This is a genomic window from Caldanaerobacter sp. (assembly GCF_049701115.1).
Classification (GTDB): Bacteria; Bacillota; Thermoanaerobacteria; order Thermoanaerobacterales; family Thermoanaerobacteraceae; genus Thermoanaerobacter.
Genome location: NZ_JBNATX010000009.1, coordinates 41,717 through 58,259, shown reverse-complemented (window position 1 = coordinate 58,259; position 16,543 = coordinate 41,717). Strand labels below are relative to the sequence as shown.

9 protein-coding genes and 2 pseudogenes are annotated in these 16,543 nt (G+C 32.8%); 9 read left to right on the top strand and 2 right to left on the bottom strand.

Translation table 11 applies throughout. From position 1 onward, the window contains the following. Positions 1 to 56: 56 nt before the first annotated feature. Positions 57 to 179: pseudogene (locus tag ACPLVE_RS04750) on the bottom strand (Uma2 family endonuclease); the annotation flags it as partial. 277 nt (positions 180 to 456) lie between these two features. Here ACPLVE_RS04750 and ACPLVE_RS04745 point away from each other — a divergent pair. From ACPLVE_RS04745 to ACPLVE_RS04735, 3 genes and pseudogenes are all read left to right on the top strand, one after another. Further along, entirely contained in the window at positions 457 to 4,314 is a 3,858-nt protein-coding gene (locus ACPLVE_RS04745; RefSeq protein WP_424610286.1) for a hypothetical protein, read from the top strand. Then, complete coding sequence (locus ACPLVE_RS04740; RefSeq protein WP_424610285.1) at positions 4,292 to 9,118, top strand: DEAD/DEAH box helicase; 4,827 nt, start codon at positions 4,292 to 4,294, stop codon at positions 9,116 to 9,118. The genes ACPLVE_RS04745 and ACPLVE_RS04740 overlap by 23 nt, the downstream gene beginning before the upstream one ends. A gap of 161 nt (positions 9,119 to 9,279) precedes the next feature. Beyond that, positions 9,280 to 9,588 (top strand): annotated as a pseudogene (locus ACPLVE_RS04735) (DUF4351 domain-containing protein); the annotation flags it as partial. A 63-nt stretch (positions 9,589 to 9,651) separates the two neighbouring features. Here ACPLVE_RS04735 and ACPLVE_RS04730 read toward each other — a convergent pair. Then, entirely contained in the window at positions 9,652 to 10,665 is a 1,014-nt protein-coding gene (locus ACPLVE_RS04730; protein WP_424610284.1) for a DUF7309 domain-containing protein, read from the bottom strand. Positions 10,666 to 11,039: 374 nt separating this feature from the next. Between ACPLVE_RS04730 and cmr1 the strand changes: the two genes are divergently transcribed. The 6 genes from cmr1 to ACPLVE_RS04700 are packed head-to-tail and all read left to right on the top strand — an operon-like array spanning position 11,040 to position 16,542. Next, positions 11,040 to 12,329, top strand: coding sequence for a type III-B CRISPR module RAMP protein Cmr1 (cmr1, locus tag ACPLVE_RS04725; RefSeq protein ID WP_424610282.1), 1,290 nt, complete (start codon positions 11,040 to 11,042; stop codon positions 12,327 to 12,329). Beyond that, complete coding sequence (locus ACPLVE_RS04720) at positions 12,313 to 12,714, top strand: HI0074 family nucleotidyltransferase substrate-binding subunit (RefSeq protein ID WP_072969632.1); 402 nt, start codon at positions 12,313 to 12,315, stop codon at positions 12,712 to 12,714. The genes cmr1 and ACPLVE_RS04720 overlap by 17 nt, the downstream gene beginning before the upstream one ends. Positions 12,715 to 12,746: 32 nt before the next feature. Beyond that, a complete protein-coding gene (gene cas10 / locus ACPLVE_RS04715; RefSeq protein WP_424610280.1) occupies positions 12,747 to 14,933 on the top strand; it encodes a type III-B CRISPR-associated protein Cas10/Cmr2 in 2,187 nt (728 codons plus the stop codon). Beyond that, positions 14,933 to 16,027 carry a type III-B CRISPR module-associated protein Cmr3 gene (gene cmr3 / locus ACPLVE_RS04710; protein ID WP_424610278.1) on the top strand — a complete coding sequence of 365 codons (1,095 nt, stop codon included), beginning with the start codon at positions 14,933 to 14,935 and terminating at the stop codon, positions 16,025 to 16,027. Before cas10 ends, cmr3 begins: the two co-directional genes overlap by 1 nt. Further along, a complete protein-coding gene (locus ACPLVE_RS04705) occupies positions 16,024 to 16,329 on the top strand; it encodes a hypothetical protein (protein WP_424610276.1) in 306 nt (101 codons plus the stop codon). The genes cmr3 and ACPLVE_RS04705 overlap by 4 nt, the downstream gene beginning before the upstream one ends. Continuing rightward, positions 16,330 to 16,542, top strand: a complete 213-nt coding sequence (locus tag ACPLVE_RS04700; RefSeq protein WP_072968929.1) for a hypothetical protein — start codon at positions 16,330 to 16,332, stop codon at positions 16,540 to 16,542. Position 16,543: the final 1 nt, after the last annotated feature.

Genomic DNA, 16,543 nt, shown 5'->3' with positions numbered 1-16,543 from the left:
CACAAATCTAACTTAGATTTTTAAAAAAATTGTCTTGACAGATGGGAGCATTATAGATGTATTCTTAGTGGAACAGTGTGCAAGTAAACCTGTCCGTCAATTATTTCTATTTTATGCTCACCTGGCCAGTTCAGATAATCCTCGTAAGTATAAACTTTTTTTCTTTCTGTTAAAGACATAATTGACACTCCTTAGAATTTTTTTAGACAGCGCAGTTCTATGTTTTCAAAGATAAGTCTTTTTGATTCTATTATATTATACGTATGTTAAATGTACAAACTATATTTTTACTGTCCAGTTTGTAAAGAACAATACTTTAAAAGTTGCTGTGTTAACCTTGTCGAAACATGACGAAATTTTCTTAATATTTCAATTGGATTTTGGTTTATAAGATGGTAAAATTAAATTAAAGCGAGAAATTTTTGTTATAATGTGTTTTTAAATGGGGGAGAAATAATGAGGATAAGAGATTGTAATTACTTGGAGGAATGTGATAGATATTTTGAGGATGTGCTTAGCCTGTCAAAAAATAAGGAAATTTTAGGATATATTGAATTGGATGCAGATGAGATTGATCATATGGCCGGGCTAATTTCTAAAGAACTTGTAAAACCAGATTTTAATATTTCTGAATCACTTGCTATATCAGTTTTTCTCGTATGGGTGGGTATTTTATACTATCAGGAAGGAAATTTTTGGACGCCTGTGTATAAGATGTTACGATTGCCATCCCAACAGGTATCGTGGCAAAGACGATTGGGAGAAATTTTTTTAAAAACAGTTAAGAAATATAGACTACTAGATTTCAAAGATGAGCTACGTTATATCATGCCAATTTTAGCTCATGGATGTGTTCCTAATTTTTATCTTCATGACTACTTTTCAAATGTTATTTTTAGAATATATGAAGATAGGCAGGAATTAGAGTTATCCATAACTTTGGATGAAGTAAGGCATATAGTATCTGCTTGGAGAAAAGAATATCAATTATATATGGCAAAAGAAAAGAAGCTAAAAGAGTTAGATGAAAAAGAAAAAGAATTACAAATTGCATTTGATGTGTTAAAAAATAAAAATAGATTGCTAAGGCTTAGAGAATTGCTAAAGGGACTTAAGAGAGTTCCAGAACTAAAAGTGCTTTTATCAAAGCCAGAGGGCTGGTTGGATGAATCAAGGAAAGAAAAGGAAAAATTAAATACCCAATTAAATGAGATTCGCAATGTCTTGGAGAAAAAAGAAATTTTTGAAAAAGAATACAAAGAAGTAGAAAAGCGAGTAAGAGACATTGCTTACTCTTTTTTGAGTTATTGGAGTGATGATTTAGCAGAGGTTATATTACAACTTTCCATTGATGAAATTGAAAACAATTTCACAACTTACTGGAATTTTAAAAAAAGATACGGAGGCTTATTTGGAGTGTTAATGAGATTTATCATGCCAGCTGGATATTATAAGATGCTGAATAGTGGGAACAGGTTGAAAGCTAACTTAGAAAAATTGCCATTGAAAGAGAATTTATTGGAAAATTATTCTTTTGAAATAATAAGGTACATAAAAGAATTACAGGAATTATTACGCAGACGCAAAAATTTAATGAAGGAGATTGAGGAAGAAGCCGCAGCAACGACTTATGAAGAGATTTCCAAGGAAATTTTAGAGGACATAGAAAAAAGGTTAATTGAAATTGAGAGGGAAATCAATTTTTATGAACAGAATTTGAAAATAGTAGGAAAAGGTGATGTGGAAGAAGGACTAAAAATATTAGAAGAACAGAGAAGATTGCACTTAGAAATAAAAGAAGTTAAAAAAGAAATCGCAAGTAAGTATTCTTTAAAAATTTTATGGCAGAATTTATCATTAATTTGGAAGTACGCAGATGAAGAGAAAGTAAAAAATCTGCTTACTGAAGTACAGGATAAAAAGAAAGAATATACTGATGGACTGGGGAAGTTGAATAATCCCTTGTATTTTTTGAATGAATCTACGCGCCTTTTTATATTTCAAGGAGGGGAGATTGCTGAGGACTTTGTTTTCCAATCTTTAGTATATGTGGGGATGTTAGAGCGAGGAGAGGAAGCAGAGGATGTTCGTTTGCCTAAGAGGATTAAAAATGAAATGAAGAGATGGTGGGAAGAAGAAGGGAAAGAGAAGTTAACTGTAGAAAGAGAAAAAAACAGACGGACAAGGGATGAAAAGGATTTAATATTGCGCAAGCCTTTTATAAAACTGGATACTGTTGAAAGAGTTATAAAAGTAGAGATGCCAAAGCAAATTTTAAGTAATGGAAACCATCTAGTATTTAGAATTAAAGAGGATAATATGGAAGTTAAGGATATAAAAGTAACGATTAAAAAATTTGGCAATGAATATCAAACAGAAATAATATCGGAGGTTTTAGAAAAGCCAAGAGAATTTTACCATTTTGAGCTTAAACAGAAAGATAAAGTAGTTGAATGGGATATAACGGGAATCTGGCATAATAGATGTTTGCTTTTTTCAGTAGAAAAGAAGTTATTAGAAAGTTTATATCTTCCGGAAGAGGGAGTTTACATAGTTACCGCTTATGGAAGCAAGATAAGTCCTTCTTTAGCAGTTAGAGAAAGGGGAAGGCTAATAGGTGAATGGTCTGATTATGAATATATTTATGTTGATTTGAGTGATATTGAGATGTTTTCCATAGAAGTAGAAGGGGAGGAGTTCGTTTTTAGAAAACCTTCCAGTTTAAGGCCTCAATTAATTGGTGGAGATATAGTAGAAGAGGCAAGTGCTTGGGGGAAATCGGTTTATAATGGAAAATTACCACACCTAGTATTTTCAATAAATTCAATAGAAGATATAGAGTTTTATGGCATAAAGATGGAAGTTTCAGGAAGCAGTATTTTTAAGCCTCTAAAGGAAATTAGTAATATTATAAAAGGAGAGGATATTGTAGTTATTCCTTTAGATCTGCTTGCTTCAGGACTTTATGGAATGTATAAGGTGGCATTAGTTTATAAACAAGATATTATTTGGAGTGAAGAATTTGCACTTGTGCCAGATTTACAGTTGGAATTTGATAGGTATTTGTATCCGCCCGCTGAGAAAGGGAAAAGAAATTTTGGGAAAATTATATTGACTTCAAAATATGAGTTTGAAGTTAGGGAAGGTGAAGTTATAGAGAGTAGTTTTCATAAAAATATTGTAAAATTTGATACGAAATGTGATAGTGTTGAAATTATATTGACATATTTTTTAGAAGAAAAAGAGTTTAATATCAAACTTACAATAAATATTCCCAAAATTTACTGGCGACTAAGGGATGGTATTGAATGGTCGAGTGAGATAGAAGAGATTTGGTATGAAGATATAGGAGAACTGGAGGTTAAATTGCCTCACTTTTTACAGGGGATAGGAGCAAAACTTGTATTATCTTCAAATGGTTCAGCTATTATGCCCAAAAAAGCAAAAGATAATATTGTATTTAATTTGAGGCAGCTCAGCGATATCCTCTATGACATCAGAGAAAAAGACAAAAATCCAGTTTGGGATTTGATTTTATCCTTTGAGAATAACGACATGTTTTTATTGACAAGAATAAGAGTTCACTGGGAAGTTGTAAATCTTAGAATAGAACAAAAAAGAGAAAATGATAAAAGAAGGGTATTTATTCAATGGGAGGAGTTGGGCAAAGTTTCTGGTAGGGTTGTAAGGTTGTGGTATCTAGACGATGAAGCCATAGAGAAAGTTGAAATGAAAATTTCTGATGGTGAAAATGAAATAGAATTTATTGAGGATTTAGAGAGATTGCCATTAGGGAAATATAGATTGGAATTTAATATAGAAGATCCATGGTTTGATGAAGAAATTTCTTTGCCAAAAGAAGGGGAGAGAAATTGCTTTGATATTATAATCGGAGATAGAGAAGAGATCATAGAAGTATTGCAACAAAAAGGCCTAGATATTATTGAGTATGAAGTGGACGGCAGGAAAGTATTACTTGAAAGATATTACTGGATCCAGGATATTAAAGTGCTTATGAGTTTTGTAGAAGGGATAGAATTTGAAGGTTATGTATGTACTTTTAATGATAATGGTGAAGTTATTGAGCTTAAGTATAACCCCTGTAAGTTTTATTTTGGAATGAATCCAGATTATTTCAATAGATTACCTTATTTGATAGATAAAGACAATGATGGTTTTACGTACTGCAGAAGATGTAAGGTTATTTTTTCTGAAACTGATGGACATAGGGAATGCGGCGAAGAAGTTATACTGCCAGAGTATATATTTGTTAGAATAAGGAGAGGAGAAAATGGCAAGGTTAGATCCGATTAAAACCACAAATACTGTTGTTAGTAGATATTTAGACTATCTTGCTACTACTTTTTCTTTTAATGATGATAACTTAAAGGAACAGTTTAAAAAAGAGCTTGAAGAATTTGAGGGATTTGTAAAAGGTCCAATTTTAGAAGCTACTCCTCCTTTTGAAAGTGGTAGATCTATAAATAATTTGATAGAAGAAGGTATTTTATCTCGGGACTTTTATAGGCTTTCTACTGGTGAATTGCCTTTAGAGCGTAATTTATATGTGCATCAGGAAATTGCAATTAGAAAACTTGTCAGTAACAGGAGAAATTTGATTATTGCGACAGGTACAGGTAGTGGAAAGACAGAGTCTTTTTTGATTCCTATTTTAAATTATTTGTTCAGGCAAAAAGAAGAAGGGAAGTTAACTCCAGGAGTTAGAGCTTTGCTTTTATATCCAATGAATGCCCTGGCGAATGACCAACTTAAAAGATTACGTGGGTTATTAAAGAACTATCCTTATATTACTTTTGGCAGTTATACGGGTGAAACGGAGTATGAAGAGAAGAAGGCTGTAGAAAGATTTAAGAAGATGAATCCGGGCGATGAACCGCTGTCCAATGAGATACTGTCAAGAGAAAGAATGCACAAATCTCCTCCCCATATTCTCCTTACAAATTATGCTATGCTTGAGTACTTATTGCTGCGGCCTGAAGATAATGTATTTTTCGATGGGGAATATGCAAAAGATTGGAAATTTATTGTTATTGATGAAATACATATTTATACAGGTGCAAAAGGGATTGAGCTTGCTATTCTTTTAAGAAGGTTAAAAGATAGGATAGTAAAAAGTAGGAAAGGGATTTTACAATGTATAGGTACGAGTGCTACTTTGGTTGGAAATACCGATAAAGATTTCAAAAAGGTTACAGAATTTGCTCAGAAGCTTTTTGATGAAAAATTTGAGTGGGTTGAAAATGATCCTATGCGTCATGATGTGGTAATAGGCAAAAAGAAAAGTTTGGTAATTTCGAAGGAAAGCTGGGGAAAACCTAAAAGCCTTTTATATCAAAAATGGGCTGATATTATTGATGAAGGAGAAAAAGATAAGATTTCTTTATTAGTAAAAGAAGGAAAGAATTTTGGCATACCTACCGACGTTTTAAAAAATGCACTAAATAATTGTAACGGCAAGTGGGAAAAATTTCTGTATTTGATTCTTCAAAAGGATGAAAGACTTATAACTTTGCAAAATATGCTGGAAAATAGACCGTGCTATTTATCACAAGCTGCAGAAGAATTGTTTGGGGCGGAAGAAAATAGAGAGCAATATTTGGCTGCACTGGTGCATTTGGCTAATAATGCTAGAATGGGAATTAATGAACAGCCTTTACTGCCAGCTAGGTATCATTTGTTTGTAAGAGCTCTAGAAGGAGGATTTATTTCTTTATTTCCGAATAAGCGTATTTTCTTAAAAAGGAGGGAATGGGTGTCAGACAATAAGGGAAAGCATTATAGGGTTTTTGAGATTGCTACTTGTTCTAGATGTAATTCTATATATTTGGTTGGAGAATTAAAATTAAAAGATGGAAAGAAATTTTTATACCAACCTGGCAGCCGTTATTATGAGAATGAAGCAAATTTAGAATATTTTTTACTTCTCGAAGATAAGGATCCAGTACCAGATAATGAAGATGAAATTGTTCTTGCAGGAGGAGAAAGTGAAATTGCGCCTAAAGAGGAAGAATGGATTCTCTGTGGAAAATGTGGTGCTATTAGGCCTGCTGATGAAATAGGAAGTCTTTGTAATTGTGGTGATGAATATAAGGTTCGTGTGATAAAAAGTTCTAGCAAAAATGGCATGTTGCATAAATGTCCTGCTTGTGGTTCTATTAATACTACAGGATCTATTGCCAGACGTTTTCTTTTGGGGCATGATGCTGCAACAAGTGTTTTAGCGACAGCTTTATATCAGCAAATACCTGATAGAAAAGAAGAAAAAGTAAAAGAAGCAGATGATGAATGGAGTACAATTGATAGTAATGAAATATTTTCTGTAATAACAAATAATCGGAGGATGCTAATTTTTTCTGATAGTAGACAGGATGCTGCATTTTTCGCTACTTATCTACAATCTTCATATGATCAAATTTTCCAGAGGCGTTTAATTATAATGACTTTGGAAAAGTATAAAGAAAAAGTAATTAAAAATGAATGGCGCGTAGAGGATCTAGTAGAATATGTAAAGAAAATGCTAAAAGAATTAAATATTTTTCCTGAACTGAGTTTACAGCAACTAGAAGAAAAGGCATGGAAATGGGTATTGTATGAGTTTTTGGGGAGAGGTGGAGAAACAAATTTAGAGTCTTTGGGACTTTTAGGTTTTGAACCTGTATTACCTGAAAATTGGCGTCCTCCCAAAGCATTAACTGAAGGATATATGAATTTGACAGAAAGAGAAGCTACAGAACTTATTATGGTTCTGTTAGATAGTATGCGGAAGAATGGGGCTGTGTTATTTCCCGATAGTGTGAGTCCGCAAGATGAATTTTTTAAGCCTTTAAATAGAGAGTTTTATTTTAAGATGGAAGCAAAAGAGCCTAATAAATATAATTGGATTCCCTCTTCCAGAGGGAAAAGCAATTCGCGTTTAGATTTTATTAGGCGTCTTGCTGCTTCTAAAGGACAAGAAGTAGATGTTGAAAGATTAAAGACTTTTTTGGCAGAAATATGGAATAATTTAGTTATTTCACGCAATTCACCATTTAGAAAGCATTTTTCAGGAAACCCTATGGAAGGATTTCAGCTAAATTTAAATTATTGGAGAATAGTTCCAGGAATTATTGATAAATCTGTAAAGTGGTATAAGTGCAGTAAGTGCAACAGGCTTTCACTTCACAATGTAGGAGGAATTTGCCCCAATTATCGCTGTGATGGGCATTTAGTGGAATGTAATCCTGATGATGAGTTAAAAGACCATCATTACAGGAAGCTTTATTTAGATATTTTACCTTTGACATTAAAGACGAGTGAACACACTGCTCAGCTTACTACTGAAGAAGCAGGAAATGTCCAAAAGAGGTTTTATGAAGGAGAAATAAATGTTCTGAGCTGTTCTACTACTTTTGAATTAGGGGTAGATGTTGGGGAACTGGAAACAGTGTTTATGCGAAATGTTCCTCCTACTCCTGCCAATTATATTCAGAGGGCGGGGCGAGCAGGTAGAAGGACAAGTTCAACTGCTTTTGTACTTACTTTTGCGCAGAGGCGTTCTCACGATTTTACTTATTTTGTTAATCCTTTAGATATTGTAAATGGTAAAATCCAAACTCCGCATATTGAAATAACAAATGAGAAAATTGTAAAAAGACATGTTTATGCAGTAGCTTTGGCTTTATTCTGGAGGAATAATCCAGAATATTTTGGGAAAGTTAAAGAATTTTTCAGGAATAATGATTCAACTTCTGAAATTATAAGAAGTTTTCTTAGCGGGCGACCAGATGAATTAAAAGAAAGCCTTATGAGAATTGTGCCAGTAAATATGCATAAAGAGATTGGCATTGAAGATTGGAGCTGGGTGGAAGGATTGACAGGAAAAGAAGGAGTTTTAAGAAAAGCAGAGAACAGACTCAAGAAGGATATAGAAGAATTAGAAATAATAGAAAAACAATACAGCCAAGAGAAGAAGTATAATAAGGCTGATTTTATAAGGCGCGTGATTAATACTTTAGAGGGGCGCTATGTAATAGATTTTCTTTCTCAATCCAATGTTATACCAAAATATGGATTTCCTGTTGATGTAGTAGAGCTAGAGATACACCATCACGGGGAAGAAGCTAAGGGATTGGAACTTACAAGAGACTTAAAGATAGCTTTGTCTGAGTATGCCCCCGAAAGCCAAGTAGTAGCTGGTGGTAAGTTGTGGACAAGTCAATATATTAAAAAATTACCTGATAGAGAACCTATAAAATATAATTACGCGATTTGTGATTATTGTGGGCGTTATTACAGTGATATAGCAGAGAAGGAGACAAAATTTGATTTTTGCCCTTCATGTGGTAATAAAATTCGGCGCAGTGGCACATTTATAACGCCTGAATTTGGATTTATGGCTGGTCCTCCTCAAAAGCCGGGTTTAATAAGGCCAGAAAAAACTTATACTACGCGTAAATATTTCGCACAAGAAGAAAAGGTAGAAAAAGTATTGTCCATAAATTTAAGTGGAATAGCTATAGAGATAGAAGCCGGTAATGGGAAGTTGGCTGTTGTAAATAATGGTAAAGGAGCCGGGTTTGTCGTTTGTGAAAGCTGTGGATATGCAAAAGTTTATGATGGGAAGCCTATAGTTGAGCATAAGACGAGAATGGGCAAAGATTGTAAAGGAACTTTTTCCCGTTATTCCCTGGGGTATGAATTTTCAACTGACATACTTTCTTTAAAATTTATAGGATATAGTGACGAAAGAGAGGGATTCTGGGAATCGCTGCTTTATGGGTTGATAGAGGGAGCATGTAAAGCTCTAGAAATTGATAGGCAGGACGTTGATGGTACGTTATATTCTTATGCAGGGGATCCAAGAAGACCTGCTATAGTATTGTTTGATGATGTACCCGGTGGAGCAGGACAGGTTAAAAGAATTGCAGAAGAAGAAAATTTCATAAAAGTTCTTAAAAAAACATTAGAAGTAGTTTCAAGTTGCGAATGCGGAGGCAAGGAAGGAGATGCAAGCTGTTATAGTTGTTTAAGAAATTATACAAATCAGTACTGTCATGATATATTGAAGAGGAAGTATGTAATAGAGTTTGTTTCTGAGCTTTTGAAGGGTATGATGTAAAAGAGTTATAATATGAAAGTATTATTTTACAGTCGTTCTATTAAAAATTTTTAATGCTCATGCTAGTTTTTGAGAAATAGAAAGGTAAAATGAAGATAAGGTAAAAAAACATGTGATTTATGAAATATAATGATACTAAGAAGGAGCAAAATGCCATGGATGATGAAAATCTAAAGGAGGTGAAAATAATGATATCAAATCTTGAAAAAACCATATTACAAGAGATGAAAGAGCGTGAGAAAAAGGGTATTGAAAAAGGGATAAAAAAAGGAATAGAAAAAGGAATAGAAAAAGGCATGGAGAGGGGAATAGGAGTAACTGTTATTAAGTTATTAGAGAAGAAATTTGGAAATGTTTCTGAAGAATATATAAAGAAAATAGATGGTGCAAACAGGGAAACGTTGATGGATATTGTTGATAATATATTTGAGATAAATAAAATAGAGGATTTAGATAAGTTCTTGAAATAAGGGCACTATGAAAGGTAGTGTCTTTATTTTTTGGTAACAGAAGAGCAGATAAAATCCTGCTCCTTATCTAAAGTTTACAAATTCTTCCACAAAATAATCAATCGCATCAAGTTTTCTCTTTATATATAAACTAATTTTAGTTCTTTTACACAAATCAACCAATAAATGAAATAAATATTCATCTCTTACAAATATTTTCTTTGGTTTACCCACATTTAAAATATATGAAATTACCATATCCAGAACATATTGTACTTCATTATCTTCTGGAGAAAGAATATGTTGATCTATTATCATCCCTGATTTAGAATCAGCAAGAATACAAATCCTCCCTGCAATTGGTCTATCATATTCTTTATCTCTAATTGTGATATTTAAATATGCTATATCAACTTCTATTTCGGCAGAAGTAGTTGGCTGCTTTGTTATTCTTGATAAAAGAAGCTCATCTTTTAATACAGGAATTAAATATTTTCTTTGGGGCAACAAAAGGGGTGCTGCTAAAGTAACCCATTGATTTTTTTGCTCATCGTATTTATGAACTAAAGTTTCTCCCTCTTCAAAGTTAACTACAATATCTTCTTTAATGTAATTTTTTAGTGCTTGTAATAAATATTTCATTATTGCTGACAGTTTTAATACTTCTTCTTTATTCAAAATATAAGGAGCATATCCTTTCTTGAAAGACCTAAAATAGATCCAGTTATTCCTACCTCTAAACTTTAATCCCAGGTCTTTTACAATTTGCAATTCTTCTTTAAATAACTCTTCTCTATCCCCAAAATAGCATATAATTACATTATCTTCTTGAAATCTCTGAATTTGCTGTGGTGGCATATCAGTAGTCTCAATAATTTTGTAAAAATTGTCCAAAGCATCAAACCCAAAATAAAAACCTATACCGTAAAATTCTCCTCCTCTTCCCATTACACTGCAATAGACTGGTTCTTCATTTTCTGGCAAAATTAATGTTATTATATCTACATCCCAAAAATATTTCCAAGGATTTAATTCCTTTATTTTAACAGCTACCTCATATAATTCTTTCCACTCTTCTAAGGTCACTTTTTCTTTCATCACTATTTACCCTTTCCTTATAAATTTTTTTATGTACTTTTACATTGGAAGGCTTTTTAACCTCTTGGATTTTCTCTTCAATTTTCTTAAACCTTTCTTAGTTTCATTATATTATACCATCTGGTATACATGCAACAGAATGTAACTTTGGCGCAAGTTGGATTAAGATGGGAAAATGTTTTTGTGGAATAATGTAAGAGATAAGATAGGATTTAGTGATAAAACGGTTAGAAAAATTTTTGATGTATGTTATAATAAAAGCAAAAAGTTGAGAGGAATGTTATGAATTATATAGAAATTTATATAAAACTGCAGGTAAGATAGTTAATGTGAAAAAACTTGTAAAATTGTAAATTAGGAAGGTGTCTACCAAGATGAAAAAAGCTGTACTTATTTGTAAAGTTATAACTCCTATGTTTATGTATGGAATAAATAAAAAGAGACCGGAGCTTAGGACTTCGGAAATCAAAGGGATGATGCGTTTTTGGTGGAGAGCCATAAAAGCGTGTAACGATGTACAAACATTGAAAAAAGAAGAATCAGAAATTTTTGGAGATGTGAACAAAATAAGTTCAGTAAAAGTAAAAGTTTTTCCTCAACCTCCGGAAGAATATATTAGAGAGAATAATGAATTAATAAATGAAGATGCTGGTGTAAAATATTTATTTTATTCTGCTTTGCTGTCTGAAAACAAGGGGAAATATATAAAAGAAGGATTTACTTTTCATATAGTTTTGGAAGCGCAAAAAGAAAGATATCTAAAAGAGGCGCTGGCTTCTTTGTGGAGCGGTATTTATTTAGGAGGATTTGGTGGGCGGTCAAGAAGAGGGGGAGGAAATATTACGGCAACAGAAATAGAGGGGTTAATTCCGGAGATTGAATTTATACCAAGGGGTAGAAATTCCGGAGAGGTAGCAGAATGGCTGATAGAGAATTTTAAAAAAGCAAAAAAAATTATTAACGAATCCCAAAAAAGAGATTTTGCCTTTAGTCATAGTAATTTAAGCATCTCGCGTTTTATTATAAGTGATAAGTCGTTTGATAGGTGGGAAAAAGCTCTTGCTGATATTGGAAACAAATTTAGTGAGTTTAGAAAAGAACCTGAAGCTAAAATACTTGGAAGAGCCGTTTTTGGATTACCTGTTTCTCACAAAAAAAGGCCTGTTAAAGGTATAAAAAGAATTGATACTGTGGAAAAAGCTTTTGACCGAAGAATGTCTCCTTTAATATTTAAAATACTTAACGTGGAAAATAAGTATTATTGGGCAGTCATACGTTTGGCAGGCGAGTTTTTACCTGAAGGAACCATATTAAAATCTGGGGAAACCACACAAAAGCCTGATTACTCTCTTATTGAGAAATTTTGGGGAAAACTAAAGGTTCAAAATAAAGAGTATGTACTTTCTTTGCCTGAGACATTGAATGATGTGTTAGACAAAATAAAGAGTAGAGTTGAACCTGAAAAAATTTACTTGTATGGTTCAAGGGCAAGAGGAGATTTTGGTAAAAAATCTGACATTGATATAGCTGTAGAAACGGATAAAAGCATAGAAAATATTGATTTAATTGGGCTTTTTGATATTGTGAATTTAAATAAAGTGGGTAGCGATTTGAGAGAGAAAATATTAAAAGAAGGGATATTGCTTTATGAGAGAAAAAGTTAGGAAGTTCTTTGAAGATTTTGAAAAAGCCTTTGTAAATCTAAAAAACGCTGTAGAAAAGGCAAGAGATGATTTAGACGTAGATGGAACTATTAAAAGATTTGAAATTTGTTATGAACTGTCGTGGAAGTTAATGAAAGAGTATCTTGCTGATGTGGGTGTAATTGTAAAAAACCCTCGTAATACTTTTAAAGAGGCTTTTAATAACGACCTTATTGAGGATATAGAGACGTGGATGCAGATAATAGAAGACAGGAATTTACTTGTTCATACGTATACCCTTGAGGAATCGAGAGAGGTATTTAATAGGATAAAAGAAAAATATATTATCGAGCTAGAAAAATTTTATTTAGCAATACAAAAAAAGATACAGCGAGAAGATACGTAGTGATTAAAGTTTACATAAGAGGTGAGTTTCTAATGTATGAAAATATTTCAGAAGGTTTTGGTATGTCATCTCTTTTTCTGTTTACAATAGGACCTGTTCAACAATTTATTTCGCAGGCGAGAAAAACACAAGATTTGTATGCTGGGAGCTTCTTATTATCATATCTTACTTTTATCGGCTTAGAAGAAATAATAGAAAAATATGGTGTTAGTAATGTGATTTATCCGGATTTGGAGAATCAGCCTTTTTTAGAGTGGCATAATTTAAAAGTTTATGGAAGCAAAGATGGAGCTGTCTTTAATATCGATTTACCTACTATTCCTAATAGATTTGTAGCTTTAATTCCGGAAATCGAAGAAAAAAACATTGCTGAGTTAGCAGAAGGTATAAAGAGAAAAATAAAAAATGAATGGAATAATATGGTTAAAAAGATTTTACACGAGTTTAGCTTGATAGATAATTTGTATTCTTCAAAAGGCAAGACAAACTTCCAAGAATTAGTAACTAATCAGACAAAAGATTTTCCTGAAATTTATTGGGTGGCAATACCTTTAAAAAAAGATGGAAAAGAAATTTATATAGAAGATTTTTATGAGTTTTTTGAAAAAAGTTTGATTGATGAAGAAGTAAAAAAATATGGAGAAAAAAATGTCAAAAGTTTGCTTTATCACTTTGCTTACTCAGCTCTGGAAAGGGCGATGGGAGTAAGAAAAAATGTGAGGGAATTTGAACAAACAGAGGAATATGGATATAAATGTAAGGTTTGTGGAGTGAAGGAAGGGGTCATTAAAGCTGGAATTGGGGGTTTAGAGGTAGGGAAATACATATCAAAAAAAGAGAACATTTGTATCAGATGTTTTACAAAAAGAGCCATTGACAAATATCTAAGTAAAGAAATAAGTGAAATATTTAAGGATTACACTTTTCCATCTACTGCCGAGATAGCTGCTTTGAGTTTTAAGAAGAGAATGCTAAATTCAGAGAAAGGCAAGAGGATATATGAAGCGTATTTAGACAAATTAAAGGAAGTTATTAAGGAAGAGAGAGTATTTAAAACGGTTCTGGTTAAGCCTCTGAAAAATTTGGAGAAATATTTTACTGACAATCTTTTCAATATTGAAGGTGAGTGGCTCTTTGAAGAGAATTTAACTGTAAAGAATTTTGAAGAAGAATTAGGAGTAAAGGTGAATGATAGAGAAGTAGAAATTTTGAAGCGGAGGTTGAAGGAGCTTACAGGGTTACAGGAAGTAGGTGAACCTAATCCTTATTATGGGATTATTTTATTTGATGGGGATAATATGGGTAAGTGGTTATCGGGGCATTTCCTTCCTCATATGATGCACGCCATGAAATATGAAAAAATAAAGATAAACAAAGAGATAAGAAAAGAGTTTGAGATGAGCTTAAAAAATGGCATCCTTTCTCCTATCTCTCATTTCCTTATTTCCCAAGCACTTAAGAACTATAGTATAAAATTTGTAAGGAAAATAGTTGAAGAGGAGCATTTAGGAAAAGTAGTTTATGCAGGCGGAGATGATATTTTGGCATTTGTAAATGTGGAAGAGTTGTTTGATGTTATGAGGAAATTGAGAGCATCTTTTTCTGGAAATGTAAGAGTTGAAAATGATGAAATAGAAGTAGATTGGGAAAATACAAGTGGTTTTGTGAGGTATAATGGGGAGGATGTCTTTACACTGGGAGAAAAAGCAACGGCCTCTTGTGGGGTGGTAATAGCCCATTACAAAGATCCTCTCCAGAAAGTATTGGGGAAATTAAGGGCTGTAGAAAAGAAAGCAAAAGAGCATAATGGTAAGGATAGTTTTGCCATTTCTCTCTTAAGGCGTTCAGGAGAAGAAAGAATAGCTGTGAGTAAGTGGAGGATAAACGGGGGTGATATACTAGAAAAATTAAAAGAATTATCTATTGTTTTTTCAGGGAATGATGAAATATCTGTCTCAGATAAGGTTATATATGTTTTAAAAGAGGAATTTAAGCAGTTAAAGGATACGGATAATCTAGTTCCTTTTGACCTTGCGAGGGAAGAAATTAAAAGAGTTATTAGGAGGTCTATAGGTGAAAAAGATGATAAAGAGAAGAAAGAAAAAGTGGAAAGAGTAGTTAATTCTTTTATAGAAGTTTTTGAAAGTTATGGTGGGGATATAGATAATTTTTTGAATTTGATTTCCATTTCTGCCTTTGTAGGAAAGGGTGTGAAGTGATGCTTATTAAACTAAAACCTTTTGATACATTATTTTTCAGGAATTCTAGACCTTTTACAAAAGGAGAAGATACATGGACGGATTTTGTTTTTCCGCCATATCCTTCAACTGTTTACGGTGCTATAAGAAGCTATCTGATTTTTAAAATGGGTAGTTTGCGAGATTTTAGAGAAGGTAAGTTTAGAGATATTTTAGGCGTTCCCGGCGAACCTGCTAAATTCACAATAAAAGGACCTTTTTTGATGAAAGAAGACAAGCTTGTTTTTAAAATGCCATATGATTTGGTCAAATTAAAAGATGAAGATGGAAAAGTATTTTTACTTGATTTCACAGAGAAGCCATCGTTGCTTGTGAGTGATTTCCCCTTTGATTATGGGCTTTTGTGGAAAAGGGAGGAAAATGTAGATGATGCTGCAGGATGGATGGAGGAGCTTAATTTTGAGGATTATTTAAAAGGGGAAAAACAAGAGTTTGGTGTCGAAAAAGATGAGATATTTTACAAAATAGAAGATAAAGTAGGGATAAGTATTAATAAAGCTAAAGGGACATCGGAAGAAGGGCATTTATACAGATTTTCTATGGTGAGACTTATGGAAGATACTGGCATGGTAATAAAAATTGAGGGCATAGAAGAGTTTGATGATGAAGGGGTCTTACAGTTGGGAGGTGAAAGAAAGGCAGTTGCTTTTGAGAAGATGGTAAAAAATTCTTTTGAAGATTTAGAAAATTTAGCTCTTACTTTAGAAACTGGTATATTTAAGATTTACTTAGCCACGCCTGCAATTTTTAAAAAGGGCTGGTTGCCTGATTGGATAGATGAAAAAACTTTGGAAGGAGAATTTAAGGGGATAAGGGTAAAACTTTTAACTTGTGCAATTGGAAAATATATCACGATTGGCGGCTGGGATATGGCAGAAGGAGAATCTAAGCCTTTAAAAAAAGCCGTTCCTGCGGGCAGTGTATATTATTTTAAAATTTTGAATGAGGTTGATAAAGAAAAGGTAAAAGAGACTTTTCACTTTAAAAATATCTCAGACGAAAAAGCAGAAGAAGGTTTTGGGCTATCTATTATGGGGGAGGTTAAGAGATTATGAGGAAAGTAATAACAATGGTGGGGACCTCAATTTTTGATAATTATAGGGAAGAAAACACTGGTGATACTTTCTTTAAAAGATATGTAGAAGATTTGAAAGACAAGGGGGGATCGGAGTATAATAAAGAAATAAGAAGAATAGCAGATATAAAAAAGAAAATAACAGAGTGGATAAATAAGAAAAAATTAGAAGAAAAAGAAAATATTTCAGCTAAAGTAAAAAGTTTGGTTAAGTTAAAAGAAGAATTGGAAGAAGAATTGGAGATATATCTTTTGTGCTCTGATACGCTAGAGAACTTATAAGTGAGAATTATATACACAATTGAAAAATGGAAGACGAGTTATGGAAGTGAGGAATGGAGCGTCTATATCGGAGATATTGCAATAGGTAGTGAGGTACATAATGCTGAAAGCGAATATATAAAACAGTTTGCTAATAATTTGTCTAAAATCGAAAACTTAAGTAGTTACGAAATTTACCGAATAGATAAAATTGTGCTAAAGGAGGAATATTAAT

Excerpts from the sequence above, each read along its gene's own strand:
- cmr1 (WP_424610282.1), top strand. The coding sequence starts at position 11,040 with ATGAAAAAAGCTGTACTTATTTGTAAAGTTATAACTCCTATGTTTATG.
- ACPLVE_RS04705 (WP_424610276.1), top strand. The coding sequence starts at position 16,024 with ATGAGGAAAGTAATAACAATGGTGGGGACCTCAATTTTTGATAATTAT.
- ACPLVE_RS04740 (WP_424610285.1), top strand. The coding sequence starts at position 4,292 with ATGGCAAGGTTAGATCCGATTAAAACCACAAATACTGTTGTTAGTAGA.
- ACPLVE_RS04720 (WP_072969632.1), top strand. The coding sequence starts at position 12,313 with ATGAGAGAAAAAGTTAGGAAGTTCTTTGAAGATTTTGAAAAAGCCTTT.
- ACPLVE_RS04745 (WP_424610286.1), top strand. The coding sequence starts at position 457 with ATGAGGATAAGAGATTGTAATTACTTGGAGGAATGTGATAGATATTTT.
- cas10 (WP_424610280.1), top strand. The coding sequence starts at position 12,747 with ATGTATGAAAATATTTCAGAAGGTTTTGGTATGTCATCTCTTTTTCTG.
- ACPLVE_RS04730 (WP_424610284.1), bottom strand. The coding sequence starts at position 10,665 with ATGAAAGAAAAAGTGACCTTAGAAGAGTGGAAAGAATTATATGAGGTA.
- cmr3 (WP_424610278.1), top strand. The coding sequence starts at position 14,933 with ATGCTTATTAAACTAAAACCTTTTGATACATTATTTTTCAGGAATTCT.